The sequence below is a fragment of the Drancourtella massiliensis genome (genome assembly GCF_016900655.1).
In the GTDB taxonomy this organism is placed as follows: Bacteria; Bacillota; Clostridia; order Lachnospirales; family Lachnospiraceae; genus Sellimonas; species Sellimonas catena.
On sequence record NZ_JACJKH010000006.1, the window covers coordinates 121444 to 138903 of the forward strand.

Sequence of the window (17460 nt, forward strand, 5' to 3'; positions counted from 1 at the left end):
AGGCAAACAAATGTTTAGAAAATATGTTCGATCTAACTCTTTTTTGCAAAAAAATAAGTGAATAAATATCTTGACTTCTATCTACCTTGTTATATAATGTAGACAAGAACCTTATTATACAAGGTAGAATGGAGGGAACGTTATGTTAAAAAAGAATGAGAAAAAAGGACTGATCATTTATTTGGGAACAGTATTTGGTATCACTTTGTTGATGGGCTTTCTGGTGAGAGCAGCTTTCCGAAACAATCAACCCGTTAGCATTTATGCCGGTGTACAGATGCTTTATCCTGCGTATGAAACTAAACAGCATCTGGCTTCCTGCCATCATGCATTATTTAAACAACGGAATGGGCGCCTTGTTTACAAATCCAACAGCTGCGTCTCAGACAGAAGCACGAATTCTTTCCTGGCCGGATGTTTTTGCTAGTTCCATCATTATACTAATATTAACAATACCGTTTTTCGTTTTGTGTCACAGAATGAAAGAAAAATTCTTCAGATCGCCAAAACTATGCGAATAAATCAAAATTCTCACAAAAATTTTACATTATTTCTAAAAAATTTGTTTGAAATCTCTCACAAATATGCTACGATGTTAATATAGATTAATTCATGTAAGGAGTGATAAGGTTGGGCGAATTGAAGAAAAGACAACTTGAAGTGATGGATGTATTGTGGGAATCCGGTGAACCTATGATTGCATCCGAAATTGTAAAAGCAAGAGAAGATCTGAATGTCAATACTGTGCAGGCTGCCCTCAGAAGCCTTGTTAAAAAGAATTATATTGAAGTAGCGGATATTGTTTACAGCGGGACAGTATTATCAAGGAGATATCGAACTCTTATTTCTAAGGAAGATTATACAAATTCCATCGAAACGGATTTAAATAAAATTCTGCATAACCCATCCTTGTTTGCACACTACATCGATCAGATCGAAGAATTGGATCTCATTACAAAGTTAGAGCAGATTGTACATGAAAGAAAAGAGCAGTTGACAAATGAATAATATGACTATTTCTTAACGCGGGATCGTTGTGATCCCGCGTTTTTTCTTGATAATTTGCTAAGTTGCTCATAGTTAGCGTTAAACCATACTATTTAATTCTCTGTAAAACCAATCACCAAACATTTCTAAAAAGACTGGTTTTGCAGATTTTTTTTATATTCTTTTTCAGTAACAGAACAAATGCTTGCATACATTCAAAAAACGATTGACAAACATATGTTTGGACGTTATACTTAATTACAGAAAGAACAAACGTTCGCCCTTGAACGGTGAATAGTTTTTTAGAAACCGGATACACTTTTTCAAAAGAGAAGACCTGACAGGGATCGATAGAGGAGGATTGAGACTATGCAGGGAACTACAGCTACGATTCATACAAGAACAGCCAGAAGCGCAGCCGCGAGAAAGCAGCACGCGAAAAGGAAGCGTGCCGCACGTAAGAGAAGATTTCTTTTTATCTTACTTCTTTTACTTGTGGCAGTTACATCATTTACTCTTGGAAGCTTTTTATCAAGTGCCAGAGGAAGCCGTGAGGAAGATCCGTCCTATTTCAAATATTATAAAAATATTGAGGTAAAGGCGGGAGATACACTTCACAGTCTGGCCGAAGAATACAATGAGCCTTCGGTCTCTTCTGACCGTGAGTACGTCAGTGAGATCCGAAAGCTCAATCACATGAAGTCAAGTGGTTTGATTCCAGGGCAGTCCCTGATCATTACCTATTATGACACCGAATATAAGTAGGACGTTTCCCATTTATGGCCTTCTGTACCACATACCCGGTACAGAAGGCCTGTTTGTTATCCTATGTTTTTCTTCTTTTTCCCGCGTTGTACCGCATAGTATACCGGTAAACCTACCAATGTCAGCAGAATGCTGAATACGGACATGAGCCATGCACGCATACCGGAGAGGAACAGCTGGTTAATAATAATATAAATACCGCCTGCAATAGCGATCAGCGGAACGATCGGATAACCTGGGACCCGGTAGGTACGGTGCAGATCCGGACGGTCTTTCCGGTATTTCATCACACCGATAAAAGTCAGTGTATAGAAGGTCCAGCTGGAAAAGACAGCCAGATCTGTCAGAAGATTAAACTGTCCTGTCAGAGCGAGTACGGCAGCAATTGTTCCGACCAGAATCAGACTGTTTGGCGGCACCTGATTTTTATTCAGCCGTGCAAGACGTCTGCTTCCCGGAAGGCTTCCCTTGTCAGCCAGGAAATAAGCGACACGGGATCCGGAAAAGATAAATCCGTTGCACGCTCCGAATACCGAAATCATGATTCCAACCGATACAATACGTCCGCCCATATCCCCGAACAGCGCAATGGCCACCGCGGATGCAGGCGCTGAAAGGGTGGCAAGCTCCGATGCCGGAAGTACCTGAAGGTAAGCAATATTGACGATGCAATATACTCCTGTAATAATGGAAACTCCGCCGATGATAGCAATCGGAAGATCTCTGGCAGGTTTCTTCATCTCTCCGGCGATTGCGCCTACGGATGTCCATCCCTCAAATGCAAACAATACAGCGACAATGAGCTGTCCCATTACAACAGCCGGATTCAGTCCTTCTCCGATCATCGGCTCAAAAACCGGATAATTGCCGGTGCCTTTCCAAAATCCAAAAACAGTCAGAAGAATCAGCGGAATCATCTTACACACTGTAAAAAGGATCTGGATACCTCCCCCGATCTTGGAACCAAGCGTATTTAAAAACACAATAAAAAAGATCACAAGGATCGCAAGCGGTACAATCACCGCGTCTCCGACAAACAGCGCAGCCTGCTGTGCAAAGGCTACAGCCAGTGCCGAGATCATGGCCGGATAGAAGAGAACCATCTGAGACCATCCTGCAAGGAATCCAAGCTTTGGTCCGTAGATCCTGCTGATATAAGTCGGGATCCCTCCGGTTTCCGGAATCAGGATTGCGATTTCCGAAAAAGTAAGTGCGCCTGCGATACTGATCAGACCGGTAATCAACCAGGCCAGAATGCCAAGACCGGGAGCACCTCCTGTTGCGGTAAAAATCGCCTGTGGTTTAAAAAAGACACCGGAACCAATTACACAGCCCACAACGGTTGAAGTGGCAGTTGCAAGTCCCAGGTTCTTTTTCAGTCTTCCTGAATCACTTCCCTGCTGCATCTGAAACCATCCCCTTTCCTCATAGTCTATCTATATTCATCATGCATACAGAAGTTGTCTCTTTTTAGTTTTATGTCTGATAGTATAACATAAATCCGACCGCTCCGCGACTGTCATTCTTTATGAAATCTTAAGAAACTATTGCAAGTCTCCTTTAGATTTAGAGGGTATCCTATACTTAGCAAAGGAGGAAATGGACTATGAGCATTCAGATTTTGACAGATTATTTTTTACAATATGGAGCTTTCTTTATTTTTCTGATTGTTCTTCTGGAATACCTCAATCTGCCGGGATTTCCCGCGGGTGTCATCATGCCTCTTTCCGGTATCTGGGCATCCAAAGGAGAAATTCATTTTGGCGTTGTACTAATTCTGACCGTTCTGGCCGGACTGATAGGAAGCTGGCTTTTGTATTTAATCGGGCGCCTCGGCGGAAAGACCGTGCTGGGCTGGTACTTCCGCAAATTTCCAACGCAGGAGCCGCTCATCCGGGAAAAAATGGAGATGCTTCGGAAAAAGGGCTGCATAGGTGTTTTTATCAGTAAGCTGCTCCCTGTTGCCCGCACTTTGATTTCCATTCCTGCTGGCATGATCCGGATGAATTTCTGGACCTACACCGTCAGTTCTTTTTTCGGGGTTCTGGTCTGGAATCTGGTATTTGTCGGTGCCGGATACTTTCTCGGTGAAACAGCGATTCTGGCGTGACAGGACTTTGTGCAGGCAGAACAGTCTAAATCATAGAAGCGTAAGAAGATCCTGACGATAATGCCAGGATCTTCTTACGCTGTCTTAGTTTCTCATTGATCAGATTTCAGATTTACCGATAGGATTTCTCATAAATAGCAGCGCATTCTTCATCGCTGAGCGGCACGCGGTCACACATGAACAGTCCGCCCATGGTTGCACGTGCGTTTTGTGCCAGTGTCAGGAATTCAGACGGTTCCATACCGTAGTCGGACATTTTCAGATCCGCTACCTGGCAGTCTTCCTGGAGCTTTCCAAGTGCTGTGATGAAGTCCATCGGCTCTTTGGCATCTTTCATGCCGAGCGCCTGTGCCATTCTTACGAAACGGTCATCACAGGCATGTTTTTCGATAAAGTGAGTAAAATATGCCTTGGAGATCATAATCAGGCCAGCTCCGTGCGGCAGATCGTGATGGTAGGCGCTCATTGCGTGTTCCATTGAGTGTTCGCTTGTGCAAGCGCTTAATGTCATGACTACACCGGACAGTGTATTGGCAAATGCCACATGTTCTCTCGCCTCAATGTCAGAGCCGTCTTTCACAGCACGGGCAAGATAAGCTCCGATATTTTCGATGGCAGTCAGTGCGTACATATCACTGATCAGATTAGCCGGTGCTGCAATGTAGCACTCCACGCTGTGGAAGAGGGCATCAAATCCCTGATATGCCGTAAATTTCGGCGGAACGGATGTCATAAGCTCCGGATCTACAACAGCGATGCGCGGGAAGAGGGAATCGTATCCTCCAAAGCCGATTTTCTCTTTTGTTTCATCGTTGGAAATAACGCCATACTGATCGACCTCGCTTCCTGTTCCGGCCGTCGTTGTCACTGCGATAATTGGAAGCGGTTCTTCTTTCAACGGAAGGGCTTTTCCGGTTCCTCCTGCTACATAGTCCCAGAGATCCCCGTCATTTGTTGCCATTGCCGCGATTGCTTTGGACGCGTCCATAACGCTGCCTCCTCCGAGTGCAACGATAAAGTCACAGCCGTTTTCTCTGGCGCATGCTGCCCCTTCCATCACTGTGGATTTCAGCGGATTTGCCATGATTTTATTAAATACAACAAACGGAATGCCGGCTTTCTCAAGCTCTTCCTGTGTACGGGAGAGTGCGCCATTTTCGATCGTGGATTTTCCGTTTGAAATGGTAATCAGCGCTTTTGTTCCAGGCATTGCCTGTTCATGAAGATGATTTAACTGTCCTGCTCCGAACAGGATTCTTGTCGGTACATACATTTGAAAACTCATTTTGCTTTACCTCCTGATTGACTTCTATTGTATTTACAGGTATAATTCCTTTGAACTTAACCTTCGTTTAGAATATACAACTTAAAGTCAACTTTAAGTCAATAGAAAAATATAAAAAACTGAAAAAAGGTGGTGAAAAGATGTATTATACGATCGGAGAAGCGGCAAAGAGAATGAATCTCTCCACGTCTGCTCTGCGCTATTACGACAAAGAGGGTCTGCTGCCGTTTGTAGAGCGGACAAGCGGCGGAATCCGGATGTTTCAGGATGAGGATTTTGACTGGCTTGAGATCATCGAGTGCCTGAAAAAGACCGGGATGCCGATCAAGGAGATCAAAGAGTTTGTAGACTGGAGCATGGAGGGCGACTCCACCATCGACCAGAGACTGGAGCTCATCAAAGAGCAGCAGGAAGTCGTGAGGCTTCAGATAGAGGCGATTCAGGAAAATCTGAAGATTCTGAATTACAAGCGCTGGTATTACGAGACAGCAAAGCAGGCTGGCACCTGCGACGTGCACAAGACAATGAAGCCGGAGGACATCCCGGAGGAATTCCGTGAGATTGCCCTTCACAATAAGAAAAAGAATATCGTTACGATGGAAAGGCCGGAAAAAGGCAATGAAAGAGAATACTTATGACAATGAACTTTTTTTCAAGAAATACAGCGAGATGCTCCGATCCAGAGAAGGATTAGACGGTGCGGGAGAGTGGAGCGAACTGAAAAAGCTTCTCCCGGATTTTAAAGACCGCAGTGTCCTGGATCTGGGATGCGGCTATGGATGGCACTGTGGATATGCCGCCGCCAACGGGGCATCCCGTGTACTCGGAACAGATATTTCCGCAAAAATGATCGAGACCGCCCAAGAGAAAAACAACCGTCCGGAGATTACCTACCGTCAGAGTGCTATGGAAGATCTGGACCTGGAAGACGGATCATTTGACGTCGTATTAAGTTCTCTCGCATTTCACTATGTCGAAAATTTTGAGGCGGTCGTAAAAAAAATTCACCGCTGGCTGACACCGGGAGGATATTTTACCTTTTCCGTAGAACATCCGGTATTTACGGCTTATGGAAGCCAGGACTGGTACTACGATGAAGAGGGAAACATCCTGCACTTCCCGGTAGATAATTACTACTATGAAGGGCAGCGGGACGCCGTCTTTCTTGGAGAGCATGTGACCAAATATCACCGGACACTGACAACGTATCTCCAGACACTTTTTGCAAACGGGTTTACGCTTCTGGATCTTGTGGAGCCGATGCCGCCGCAGGAGATGATTGATCTTCCCGGAATGAAAGATGAGATGCGCAGGCCGATGATGCTTCTGATCGCAGCACAGAAAAAAGACTGATGGAATTCATTTCCGTCAGTCTTTTTTCGTATCTTTTTTATTCGCCGATCAGTACATCCAGTACGTCCCGGATTTTTCTAACCGGGATAATGGTCAGACGTTCTTTTACTTCCTCTGCAACATCTTCCAGATCTTCCACATTGTCCTGCGGAATGAATACCTTCTCGATTCCGGCTCTCTGAGCCGCCATCAGTTTTTCCGGCAGACCGCCGATCGGGAGAACATATCCACGCAGGGAAACTTCACCTGTCATGGCATATTCCGTAGGTACTGCCTTTCCTGTCACAAGAGAGGAGAGGGCGGTAACCAGTGTGATGCCGGCGGACGGTCCGTCTTTCGGGATCGCTCCTGCCGGAATATGAATATGTAAATCGTGATCCTCCAGTACCTTTGTCTCTTCCGGATAATAAATTTTGACAAGACTCAGGGCAATCTGGATGGACTCCTTCATCACGTCTCCCAGCTGTCCTGTGATGGTGACTTTACCGTCACCCCGCATCAGACGGCTTTCGATATAAAGAATCTCTCCACCGGCAGCAGTCCAGGCAAGGCCGGTCACAGTTCCCGGATCTGCCTCGGTAAGCCTCATGTCATGATGCAGCTGCTTTCTTCCAAGCAGTGTACGCAGATCTCCCGGCTGGACAGAGAGCTTCTCATCCGGATTTTTCACAAGCCGGACAGCCAGTGCCCTGCACATAGCATCGATTTGTTTTTTCAACCCTCGGACACCAGACTCCATTGTGTATTCTGTAATGATCTGTCTTAAGACATCTTCCGGAATTTCCAGCTTTTCTTCCGGAATCCCCATGGCTTTTTCCGCCTTTGGAATCAGGTGGCGTTTGGCAATCTGAAGTTTTTCTACTTCCGTGTATCCGCTGAAGGAGATAACCTCCATCCTGTTCAGAAGCGGTTCCGGAATGGTATCGGTTGTATTCGCCGTACAAATAAACAGAACATTGGAAAGATCATACGGAACATTGAGATAGTGGTCCGTAAAGGTATTGTTCTGTTCCGGATCAAGCACCTCCAGAAGGGCGCTCGCCGGATCGCCGCTGTAATCTTTGGAGAGTTTATCTACCTCATCCAGTACGACAACCGGATTGGAAGATCCGCTGCGCTTAATGCCTTGCATGATCCGGCCCGGCATGGCTCCGATATAGGTTCGCCTGTGTCCGCGAATCTCCGCCTCATCCCGGACGCCGCCCAGGCTGATTCGTGCGTAGGACCGTCCAAGGGCTCTGGCAATGCTCTGTCCGATACTTGTCTTTCCGGTTCCCGGTGCACCGGTAAACAGAAGGATCGAACCGGACTGTTTCTTGTTCAGGGACATAACGGCAATCTGCTGGATAATCCGCTCCTTGACTTTCTTCAGGCCGTAGTGGTCTTCATCCAGAATCCGCTGTGCCTCATCCAGATCTACCGGTGAGGACTCCGGCATCTCCCAGGAAAGAGAAGTAAGGAAATCCAGATAATCATACAGCATTCCGTACTCGTGACCGTCCTGGCCTTCCTGTTTCATTCGTCCAAGTACTTTTTCCGCCTCTTTTCTTGCGGTCTCGTTCATTTTGGATTCTTCAATTTTCTTTTCAAACATCTGGATATCCGTCACATTTTCCGGATGCATTTCATCCAGTTCCTGCTGCAGATATCCGATCTGTTTTTTGATGGCTGCCTCCCGGTACAGCTGTTCCTGATCATCTTTCTGCGCGCTTTGTGCTTCCTCGGAAACTTTGGAAACTTCCACAAGCTCATATATGGCCTGCTCCATACGATTAAAGCGCTCCCTTTCTGAATCTGCTGCAAGAATCTGATATTTTTCATCCGGTGTCAGATTCAGATATTCCGTCAGTGTACAGACCGCTTCCTCCATATTGTTCCACTGAAGGATATAGCTTCTGGCCCACATTCCCCACTGGTATTTCTGCACAAACTGCAGAAGCGCACGCTGGATCCGTGTAAACCGCTCGGATTCTTCTTCCTTCGGCAGATCATCTACCTCTGCCCGGACACATGCCTCCGCCTCAATATACCCGTCGTGAATTTCGATCTCTGAAATATCTACCCTTTCCAGAGTATGAACATGGATACTGCCGTCTTCCTCGATCGAATCGATCCGGGCCGAAACGCCGATCGGATAAAAGTCCTCAGGCTGCAGTTCTTCCCGCGGTTTATTATCCCGCAGAACGAGGAAAAGGATTCGTTCCTGTGCTTCTATCTGAACCGGACTCCAGTCTTTTAAGAAATCATTCTTGAAATAGTAATTTACATCCGGAAGCAATACAAGATTATACATTGGTCTTACAATCATAAAACCCCTCCTTATTAGCCAACATACTTATTGAGTGCTAACGATTATAAAATAACATGATTTTCAGCGGTTGTCAAACAGATGTAAAAGAAAGGTTTATTTTGTCGTACAGCACCCGGTTCTAGCATATCTTTTACAATTTCCTCATAATTTTCTCACATTTTTCCGCTAAGGTAAATCTGGTGTAGAATTACACAATCATATTATGAAACTATCAGGATGAGGAGATATACAATGAATGATTATCATAAAAAAGCGGAAGCAGTCCTTCAACAGGTCAATCAGGTGATCCTTGGAGGACGAAGAAGATTCCAATGCAGATACCGACAGTCAGGAAGCAGAAGAAGAGGGAATCAGCCTTCGCTTATCCGAATATTTCCACGTATGGTATCTGATCCCTGCTCTGGCTTTCATCGTCATTCTTGTTCTGCTGAGGCGTACGATTCTTCTGAAACGTGCCGCCGGATATCAGGTGCGCCAGTCCTTTGGATATCTGATTCTGATCCTGCATGCGTGTGGAAAAATGAAATCCTTTCATGGGGCAGAAGCAGACTTTGCAGACATTTTGAAAACAACGGTACCGGTTCTTAAAAATGAAGAGATCCGGAGCATGATGGCCGCTGTCAATGCGGCCGCTTATGGCGACAAAGCGCCTTCTGAAGAGGAAAATGTGCTTCTTCGCGGAATCTGCCAAAAGACAGTACGGTTCTTCTATGCGTCCGCAAATCCGTTCAAAAAATTTCTGCTTCGGTTCTGGAATGCATTTTTATAAAATTTTTAGAAGAAGATTCTGCATAAATATGTTATAATAAAGTATAATTTGTCACAGTTTCCTGTGAAAATGAAAAGAGGGAAATAGGTATGGAACATAAAGGAACATGTCTTCTTGAGACGGACCGGCTGTATCTTGGCCGGTTTACAATGAAAGACGTCCATGCTGTCTATGAAAACTGGGCAAAAGATCCGCACGTCACAAAATTTCTTTCCTGGCCTGCACATGTCGATCCTGACCTTACCAGACAGATTCTTCTGGAATGGATCGAATCCTATCTAAAGCCTGATTTTTACCAGTGGAGTATCACGCTAAAAGACTGCCCCGAAAACCCGATCGGAACTATCAGCGCAGTCAAGATTGATGAGGAGCTTGAGAGCATTTCCATCGGATACTGTCTTGGAAGTGCCTGGTGGAACCGTGGAATTATGACGGAGACACTTTCTGCCATTATAAGCTTTTTCTTTGAGCAGGTGGGCGTCAACCGGATTGAAGCCTGTCACGATACAGAGAATCCTGCCTCCGGAAAAGTCATGCAGAAATGCCGCATGACATATGAGGGGACTCTTCGTCAGGGCGGGAAGAATAACCGGGGAATTGTGGATCTGGCCGTTTACAGTATTCTGGCAGAGGAGTATGCGACTTTATGAAAATCTAAAAAGAAAAGAGGTTGATGATGGAAAAACTCAGAGAAAAAGTAAAAGAATCTCTCTCAAGCGTCCTTCCGATCACTATCATTGTGCTGCTTTTGAGTATTCTGTTGATCCCGATGGAAGTGGGAGCGTTTTCCCTCTTTCTTGCCGGAGCGGTATTTCTGATCTTCGGGATGGGATTCTTTCAGCTCGGTGCCGACATTTCCATGACGCAGCTCGGACAGGGCATCGGCGGACAGCTTATCAAAAAACGAAATCTTCTATTTATTGTCGGTGGATGCTTCCTGATGGGTGTTCTGATCACCATTTCGGAACCGGATCTTCAGGTTCTGGCAAACCAGGTGGCATCTATTCCGAACAGAGTCCTCGTACTGACAGTCGCAGTCGGGGTAGGTATTTTTCTTGTCGTTGCAGTTCTTAGAATTCTGTTTAAAATCAGTCTTTCACGTCTGTTGACGTTAATGTACCTTCTCTTGTTTTTTGTTGCCCTTGCAGCACCCGGTGAATTTCTTGCGGTTGCGTTTGATTCCGGCGGAGTAACGACCGGACCGATGACCGTACCTTTTATTATGGCACTTGGAATCGGTCTGTCAGCGGCCAGAAGTGATAAAGACAGTGCCAATGACAGCTTCGGCCTGATTGCTCTCAGCAGTATCGGACCGATTCTGATGGTTCTGCTCCTTGGGATTTTTTATCACCCGACCGACGCCGTCTATACAGCGGTCACCATTCCGGATGTAACAACTACACGGGATGTGATCGATCAGTTTCTATGGGCACTGCCACAGTACACGAAAGAGGTGATCATCAGCATGCTTCCGATCCTTGCCGTATTTGTACTGTTTCAGGCGGCAACAAAAAAATATCACAGAAAGCAGCTTTTTAGAATGTGTATTGGTTTTGTCTACACGATTATTGGACTGATCATGTTCCTTGTCGGAGTCAATGTCGGATTTGCTCCGGTTGGAAATCTTCTGGGAGAGCAGATGGTTTCGAGTTCCTACCAGTGGCTTCTGATTCCGGTAGGAATTCTGATCGGATATTATATTGTAAAAGCGGAACCTGCCGTACAGCTATTAAATCATCAGGTAGAAGATATCACGGACGGTATGGTAACAAGAGGACAAATGAACATCTGTCTGTCGATTGGAGTAGCAGGAGCAGTAGGGCTTGCAATGATCCGGGTTCTGACCGGAATTCCGGTTTACTGGATCCTGATTCCCGGATACATTCTTGCTATTGGAATGAGTTACCGTGTTCAGCCGATCATTGTAGGAATTGCATTTGACTCCGGCGGTGTGGCAAGCGGTCCGATGACATCTACATTTCTTCTCCCTCTGACAATGGGCGCATGTACCGCACTGGGAGGAAATGTCGTGACAGACGCGTTTGGAGTCGTCGCCCTGGTTGCCCTGGCACCTTTGATCGCGATTCAGATCATGGGCCTTGTATATGAACACAAACTGAAAAAAACTTCCAGAACACAGGAACACATTCTGGAAGATACCATTATCGAATTGGAGGATGAAGAGGTATGACGCCACATTTATTCGCACTTCGTCTGCTGTTGATTATCACAGATACCGACACGGACAAGAGCATCAATCATCTGTTTACGGAAGCAGAACAGCCGATTTATTACCAGTTCCGCGCCCAGGGAACGGCCAAAACAGAGATTCTTGATATCTGCGGTCTTGACGGAAGTACGAGAGTGATTACGGCCGCACTTATTCCAAAGAGTAAAATCAGCGAAATCTTTGAAATGCTGGAAAAAACCTTTGAGATCCGCAAGAAAGGGAAGGGTATTGCCTTGACGCTGCCGATCACAGGTGTCCAGGCAAGCATGCTTAACTTACTTAGTGCCGAACAGGAAAAAATAGCAAAAGCTCATATAGAAAGGAAGGTTCAGCAAATGATTAACGAAACTTCATATGCCATGATTACGGTGGCGGTTCGTGAAGGGTTCAGTGACGAGGTGATCGATGCCGCAACAAAGGCGGGAGCAAGCGGAGGATCTGTCATTCGTGGACGAAGAAGGGGAACGGAAGCCGTCGTACAGTTTTTAGGAATTTCCATGCAGGAGGAACAGGAATTTGTCATGATCATTGTGCCAAGAGAGAAAAAATCCTATATCATGAATGAAATCAGTTCTGCCTGCGGATTACAGACCGAGGCACACGGAATCATTTTCTCAGTACCGGTCGATGAAGTTCTCGGAATCCATGAACCGTAGAATAAGAAAATAAAAGTAAAAAGAAGACTGAAAGCCATGAGAACTTTTTTACATACTTTGTGTAAAATGATTTTTCATGGCTTTTTTACGTCCATGGCTTCTGAACAAGCTCAAAACAGCAGTTTGTCTGCACAATTAGTTTAGCGGACAAATACAGATTTATCCGAAAAAGTCTGGCTTTTTCCTTTGTTTTATGTTAAACTACTCTCAGAAACCCCAATTTGGCCAACGGCCCGCAACTGGAACATTTTTACAGAATTTGGAGGATTTTATTTATGGCTAAGCCTGCTACTTACCGTGAACAGGTAAAAATTGAAAATACCATGAGGCTTCGGGAATTTTTATCCGAACTGCCTCCTTATGTAAAGGAATATTTCCGTGCCAAGGAAACCACAACATCCGATAAAACCAGATTGTCATACGCATATGATCTGCGCGTGTTCTTTCGGTTTCTTCAGGAAACAAATCCCACGCTTCATGACAAGGCGCTTTCCGATATTTCCATTGAGGATCTGTCCATGTTAAAGCCCGTGGATTTTGAAGAATTTGAAGAATATCTCAAGGCCTATAAGACGCCTGATAACCGGACCGAAACCAACTCCCGTACCGGAATCGCCAGGAAAATGTCCTGTCTGCGCAGTTTCTATGATTATCTGTGCAAACGCGAACTGTTAACAAGCAATCCGGTCCGTCTGGTCGATATGCCGAAAATCAAAGAAAAAGCGATTATTCAGCTGGATACCGATGAAGTCGCTGCGCTTCTTGATTATATTGAAAATTATGGAAATGATCTGACCGGAGTCAAACTGTATCATTATCAGAAACAGAAATACCGTGACATCGCAATCGTTACTCTCCTGCTCGGAACAGGTGTTCGAGTCTCTGAACTTGTAGGACTGAACATTGCTGATGTAGACTTTAAAAACAACGGCATCCGGATCATCCGGAAAGGTGGAAACGAAATGATCGTCTACTTCGGTGAGGAAGTGGAAAAGGCACTGAAAGACTATCTGGAGCTTCAGAGAAACGGCATCACTCCCCTCTCCGGCCATGAAGACGCCCTTTTTCTCTCCGGCCAGAAAAAGCGGATCAGCGTTGATGCAGTGGAAAAAATGGTAAAGAAATACTGCTCCGCTGTCTCGGTCAAAACCATTACGCCGCATAAGCTGCGAAGCACCTACGGCACTGCCCTCTACCGTGAAACCGGAGACATCTATCTGGTGGCCGATGTACTTGGTCATGCCGACGTCAACACGACAAAGAAACACTATGCCAAATTAAGCGATGAACGCCGAAGAAGCGCATCTAAGGCTGTGGTTTTGAGGGAAAAACTGGATACACAGTAAAATAAAACGGCCCTCCAGGCAAGTAGTAATCCGATGCAAATATAACGTTCAGAATAGAAAAAGCCGGAAATGCTCCATAAAATGGATTTTCCGGCTTTTTCTTTCTAAATTTTATTTCTCTACTTTCACTAGTCCTGCACCTTCAAAGAACTGTAAATATGCATCCTGTACCTGATCTTTATCAATGACATAGATCAATGTATATTCTGCTTCTTCTCCCTATTGGAGCTCTTTGAAAAATATGTGCTGTTTTTCGTTTTCTGTATTCTCCTGAATGTTCTGATAAACCGGCATCTCTCCGCTCAAAAACTGATAAGATTCAGATGCGTTAGTATAACGATATACCTGCTGTAACGTGTTGTTGACTTGCTGCTCATATGTATACAGAAGCGGTGCAAGCATAGTATCCACGAATTCCTTTGCTTCTCAGGTTTAAGAACCATAGTAAAAGCGGACCGCACGAAGAATGCTATCACTCTTCATGCAGCCCGCTGTTTTATTATCATTTAAAATTCTTTTTTCTCCAGAATCCGGCACGCAAGCAGGAAGGAAATTCCAAGGACAACAATCCCAAGGATGATGCATCCCGGATAGATATATCTGCTCATCAGGGCATCATTCAGCCAGCGGATTATGGCTGCCTGCTGATCCGGAAAATTATTTTCCAGAATCCGGAATCCAAAGAAAATTCCGAAAAAGACAATCATGAAACCGAAGATCAGCATAACCCGTCCCTTTTCCGCTCCAAACTTCAGATCCGCAGGAAGGGAAAATGCAAGCATGATAACCCCAACGAACGCACATACCGCTGTCGTGAGCAGTGTCGTCTTCATGTCAGCGCCGCCGCCCGTCAGGTTCTGAATGACTGCCAGAGCCAGGGCATAAACGACACCGAGGGCAATAATCAGCAGTCCGATCAGATATTTTTCTGCCACATACTGTTTTCTGCTGTAAGGCAGGGTCATCAGAAATGCCATACCGCCGTTCATCTCATCGTAGCTGAGAGTCATTCCTGCAATCAATGCACTGAGAATGATAACATATCCGGTCAGGAAAGCCTGATCAGTTCCGCTGAATACGAAAATAGCGGAAACAAAGACAATGATAAGCACCATTTTTTTCAGTTCACGCATCAGACATAAATCTTTTACTAACAATCCTTTCATACTGCTTCCCCCTTTACTGTCATCATAATGATTTCATCAATACTTCCTTTTTCTGCCGTGATGTCCGGATAATTTTCCATGTAGTAGTGAATTTCATCCGTCAGGCAGCTGTATCCGTAAGACTCTTTCTTCTTTTTGAGAAGATGGCTGCGGTCGACTGTCGCAAACCGTTCTTCCGTCATCTTTAAAAGTCCGTAGGAACTAAGCAGACGGTCTGTATCTTCGTGCAGGACAATCCGGCCTTCATGGATCATGTAGATATCATCACAGAGTCCTTCCAGATCCCCGGAAATATGGGAACTGATCAGAATCGCCCGTCTTTCGTCTTCCTCCATATATTCTCTGAGAAGTGTCAGGACCTCATCCCTTGCAACCACATCCATGCCGGCGGTCGGCTCATCGAGAATCAGAAGACTGGCATTGTGGCACAGCGCGATAAACAGTTTGAGTTTCGCCTTCATACCGGTGGAAAATTCCTTGAGCTTCTGATCCTGAGGGAGCCGGAACCGCTCCACAAGGGAAAGGAATTTCTCCTTTTCAAAATCCGGATATACTGCTTCCAGAATCTTCACCACATCTTTGATCATATAGACGTCGGAAAAAGTACTTCCGGATAAAACCACGCCGATTTTCTGTTTTTCTTCGGCGGTCAGCTGATCGTGTGGTTTTCCAAACAGCTCCACGCTTCCACCATCCAGAAAAATCAGATTTTCGATTGCCTTAAAGGTCGTGCTTTTGCCCGCCCCATTTTCCCCAATCAGACCGGTAATGCATCCGGCCGGGACTTCCATCGTGCAGTCCAGGTGAAAATTCTTGTAATTCTTTTCGATCTTATTTACTTTTAACATAGCCTATTCCTCCAAAATGAGTTCTAAAATCTCCCGAAATTCCTTATCTTCCATGCCGTAGCGTCTGCCTTTTTGAATGGCCAGTTCAAAATCGGCTTCTACTTCCTTCCGCTGCTCTTCTTTCATCAGTTCCTGATTGGCAGCTGCAACAAATGTCCCCTTTCCGTGAATCGTCACGGTGAGCCCTTCCTGTTCCAGAGAATCGTACGCTTTCTTCACTGTCAGGGCACTGATCTTCAAGTCTTTGGATAGACTTCGGACCGAGGGCAGGATGTCATTCTCCTGTAATGTACCGTTAAGAATCATCCCTTTAATCTGTTCTACAATCTGTTCATAAATCGGAATCATGGAAGAACTGTTAATTATCAGTTTCATCTGGTTCCTCCTCTTCTTAATAAACAGTATATAACAGTATATAACTGTTGTCAACTGTTATACACTGTTTATTTTAAGTTTTTTGAGTTTGTCATCTATTACGACAGAAACAGCTGGAATTTTACACGGCTGGGCACGATCGATCATATTTCGGCAAAAGAGCTGAAGCAGATCCTTGGAGATGGCGATGTAACTGTTACATTATCTTTATAACACTGCAAAATAATTTTACAAGAAGGAAAAGCTGTGAATCCCATTTCGGGTCATTCACAGCTTTTTATTTGTTTCTAAAGTTCTTTACTTCGTTTTATTAGCCGAGTTTTGCGTACTCTTCATCTGTTACAGGTTCGCACCACTCATTCTGAGCATTTTCTCCCGGTACATCCATTGCTATATGGCTGAACCAGCTGTCTGCCTTTGCTCCATGCCAGTGTTTTACGTTTGCCGGAATGGTGATAACAGTACCCGGTACCAGGCTGACTACTTCTTTTCCTTCTTCCTGATACCATCCTTCTCCTGCTGTGCAGATCAGAATCTGCCCGCCGCCCTTGTCAGCATGGTGGATATGCCAGTTATTCCGGCATCCCGGTTCAAATGTGACATTCGCAAGTCCGACTGCCGGAGAGCCTGCTGAAGTCAGCGGATTCAGGAAAGATTCTCCGATAAAATACTGTGCGTAGGCTGTGTTTGACTGTCCTTTTCCAAATACGTTTTCTTTGCTGAATACTTCTTCGTTCATTGTTTTCATACTGATACCTCCTGCAAAACTAATTTTTCTTCTGCTGTTTTTGAATTTCATATACAAGATAATCGAGACAGTAGATCCGTCTTTCTTCCACATGCACCCGGTCCAGCAGCTTCTGACGGTGCTTTGACAGTAATGTCAGCTGTTTTCCGGTCTGGCCGGATTCTTCCAGTGAGAGAAATTCTTCTACCAATTTGTCATCACACCCGGCATCGATCAGGTTCTGAATTACCGCTTCGCTGTCCGGTGGTGAATGAACCTGTTTCCTCACAGTGCTTCACTCCTATCTCTAATTCTGTTTCTGATATCAGTATAGTCTTCTGCCGCCACAATAGCAAATACCTATTCATTATAATGGGACATAGCTTTTGATTATACATTCTATCATTCGTGCAAGCTCGGGTTAATTGAAATCCTTACTGCAACATTGAAGTTGTAACTGCACATTGAAAACTTTATGAAGTTGTAACTGCATAATATCATGAGTAATTGCAACAGTTTTAAGCTGTTTTTC

Annotated in this window: 19 protein-coding genes; 11 read left to right on the forward strand and 8 right to left on the reverse strand. The window is 45.0% G+C overall.

Annotated elements, in window-relative coordinates; all coding sequences use genetic code 11:
• The first annotated feature begins 142 nt into the window (after positions 1-142).
• The 3 genes from H6A32_RS05045 (at position 143) to H6A32_RS05055 (ending at position 1752) form a co-directional block, all read left to right on the forward strand.
• Complete coding sequence (locus H6A32_RS05045) at positions 143-427, forward strand: hypothetical protein (RefSeq protein ID WP_204863867.1); 285 nt, start codon at positions 143-145, stop codon at positions 425-427.
• 203 nt (positions 428-630) lie between these two features.
• Complete coding sequence (locus H6A32_RS05050; RefSeq protein WP_242958938.1) at positions 631-1008, forward strand: BlaI/MecI/CopY family transcriptional regulator; 378 nt, start codon at positions 631-633, stop codon at positions 1006-1008.
• 348 nt (positions 1009-1356) lie between these two features.
• Positions 1357-1752: a LysM peptidoglycan-binding domain-containing protein gene (locus H6A32_RS05055; RefSeq protein ID WP_087167891.1), complete on the forward strand. Its 396-nt coding sequence runs from the start codon at positions 1357-1359 to the stop codon at positions 1750-1752.
• Positions 1753-1808: 56 nt separating this feature from the next.
• Here H6A32_RS05055 and H6A32_RS05060 read toward each other — a convergent pair whose 3' ends face one another.
• Positions 1809-3158 (reverse strand): APC family permease, encoded by a 1350-nt coding sequence (locus H6A32_RS05060; RefSeq protein WP_204863868.1) that lies wholly within the window; start codon positions 3156-3158, stop codon positions 1809-1811.
• Positions 3159-3358: 200 nt separating this feature from the next.
• On the opposite strand from H6A32_RS05060, the gene H6A32_RS05065 reads away from it, so the two are divergent.
• Positions 3359-3862 (forward strand): DedA family protein, encoded by a 504-nt coding sequence (locus H6A32_RS05065; RefSeq protein WP_087252385.1) that lies wholly within the window; start codon positions 3359-3361, stop codon positions 3860-3862.
• Positions 3863-3974: 112 nt separating this feature from the next.
• Here H6A32_RS05065 and H6A32_RS05070 read toward each other — a convergent pair whose 3' ends face one another.
• Positions 3975-5147 (reverse strand): iron-containing alcohol dehydrogenase, encoded by a 1173-nt coding sequence (locus H6A32_RS05070; RefSeq protein ID WP_204863869.1) that lies wholly within the window; start codon positions 5145-5147, stop codon positions 3975-3977.
• A gap of 140 nt (positions 5148-5287) precedes the next feature.
• Between H6A32_RS05070 and H6A32_RS05075 the strand changes: the two genes are divergently transcribed.
• On the forward strand, positions 5288-5785 hold the full coding sequence (locus H6A32_RS05075) for a MerR family transcriptional regulator (RefSeq protein WP_204863870.1): 498 nt from the start codon (positions 5288-5290) through the stop codon (positions 5783-5785).
• The gene (locus H6A32_RS05080; RefSeq protein WP_204863871.1) at positions 5766-6500 is read left to right on the forward strand and encodes a class I SAM-dependent methyltransferase; all 735 of its coding nucleotides are present in this window, start codon (positions 5766-5768) and stop codon (positions 6498-6500) included. Before H6A32_RS05075 ends, H6A32_RS05080 begins: the two co-directional genes overlap by 20 nt.
• A gap of 37 nt (positions 6501-6537) precedes the next feature.
• Here the strand turns inward: H6A32_RS05080 and lon are convergent, their stop codons facing one another.
• Positions 6538-8808, reverse strand: coding sequence for an endopeptidase La (lon, locus tag H6A32_RS05085; RefSeq protein ID WP_204863872.1), 2271 nt, complete (start codon positions 8806-8808; stop codon positions 6538-6540).
• A 292-nt stretch (positions 8809-9100) separates the two neighbouring features.
• Here lon and H6A32_RS05090 point away from each other — a divergent pair, with 292 nt between their 5' ends.
• The 5 genes from H6A32_RS05090 to H6A32_RS05110 all read left to right on the forward strand — a co-directional run bounded on the left by H6A32_RS05090 (position 9101) and on the right by H6A32_RS05110 (position 13812).
• Positions 9101-9580 carry a hypothetical protein gene (locus H6A32_RS05090; RefSeq protein ID WP_204863873.1) on the forward strand — a complete coding sequence of 160 codons (480 nt, stop codon included), beginning with the start codon at positions 9101-9103 and terminating at the stop codon, positions 9578-9580.
• 89 nt (positions 9581-9669) lie between these two features.
• Positions 9670-10230: a GNAT family N-acetyltransferase gene (locus H6A32_RS05095; protein ID WP_118638059.1), complete on the forward strand. Its 561-nt coding sequence runs from the start codon at positions 9670-9672 to the stop codon at positions 10228-10230.
• 26 nt (positions 10231-10256) lie between these two features.
• Entirely contained in the window at positions 10257-11771 is a 1515-nt protein-coding gene (locus H6A32_RS05100; RefSeq protein ID WP_243424859.1) for a DUF1538 domain-containing protein, read from the forward strand.
• On the forward strand, positions 11768-12466 hold the full coding sequence (locus tag H6A32_RS05105; protein ID WP_087167901.1) for a P-II family nitrogen regulator: 699 nt from the start codon (positions 11768-11770) through the stop codon (positions 12464-12466). The genes H6A32_RS05100 and H6A32_RS05105 overlap by 4 nt, the downstream gene beginning before the upstream one ends.
• A 275-nt stretch (positions 12467-12741) precedes the next feature.
• Positions 12742-13812, forward strand: a complete 1071-nt coding sequence (locus H6A32_RS05110; protein ID WP_138374080.1) for a tyrosine-type recombinase/integrase — start codon at positions 12742-12744, stop codon at positions 13810-13812.
• Positions 13813-14318: 506 nt separating this feature from the next.
• On the opposite strand, the gene H6A32_RS05115 is transcribed toward H6A32_RS05110, so the two are convergent.
• The 5 genes from H6A32_RS05115 to H6A32_RS05140 form a co-directional block, all read right to left on the reverse strand.
• Positions 14319-14978 (reverse strand): ABC-2 transporter permease, encoded by a 660-nt coding sequence (locus H6A32_RS05115; RefSeq protein WP_204863875.1) that lies wholly within the window; start codon positions 14976-14978, stop codon positions 14319-14321.
• Positions 14975-15826, reverse strand: coding sequence for an ABC transporter ATP-binding protein (locus H6A32_RS05120; RefSeq protein ID WP_204863876.1), 852 nt, complete (start codon positions 15824-15826; stop codon positions 14975-14977). Before H6A32_RS05120 ends, H6A32_RS05115 begins: the two co-directional genes overlap by 4 nt.
• 3 nt (positions 15827-15829) lie before the next feature.
• Positions 15830-16201, reverse strand: a complete 372-nt coding sequence (locus tag H6A32_RS05125) for a GntR family transcriptional regulator (RefSeq protein ID WP_087167909.1) — start codon at positions 16199-16201, stop codon at positions 15830-15832.
• Positions 16202-16511: 310 nt separating this feature from the next.
• A complete protein-coding gene (locus H6A32_RS05135) occupies positions 16512-16949 on the reverse strand; it encodes a cupin domain-containing protein (protein WP_204863877.1) in 438 nt (145 codons plus the stop codon).
• Between the two features lie 19 nt (positions 16950-16968).
• On the reverse strand, positions 16969-17217 hold the full coding sequence (locus H6A32_RS05140; protein WP_087167911.1) for a hypothetical protein: 249 nt from the start codon (positions 17215-17217) through the stop codon (positions 16969-16971).
• Positions 17218-17460: the final 243 nt, after the last annotated feature.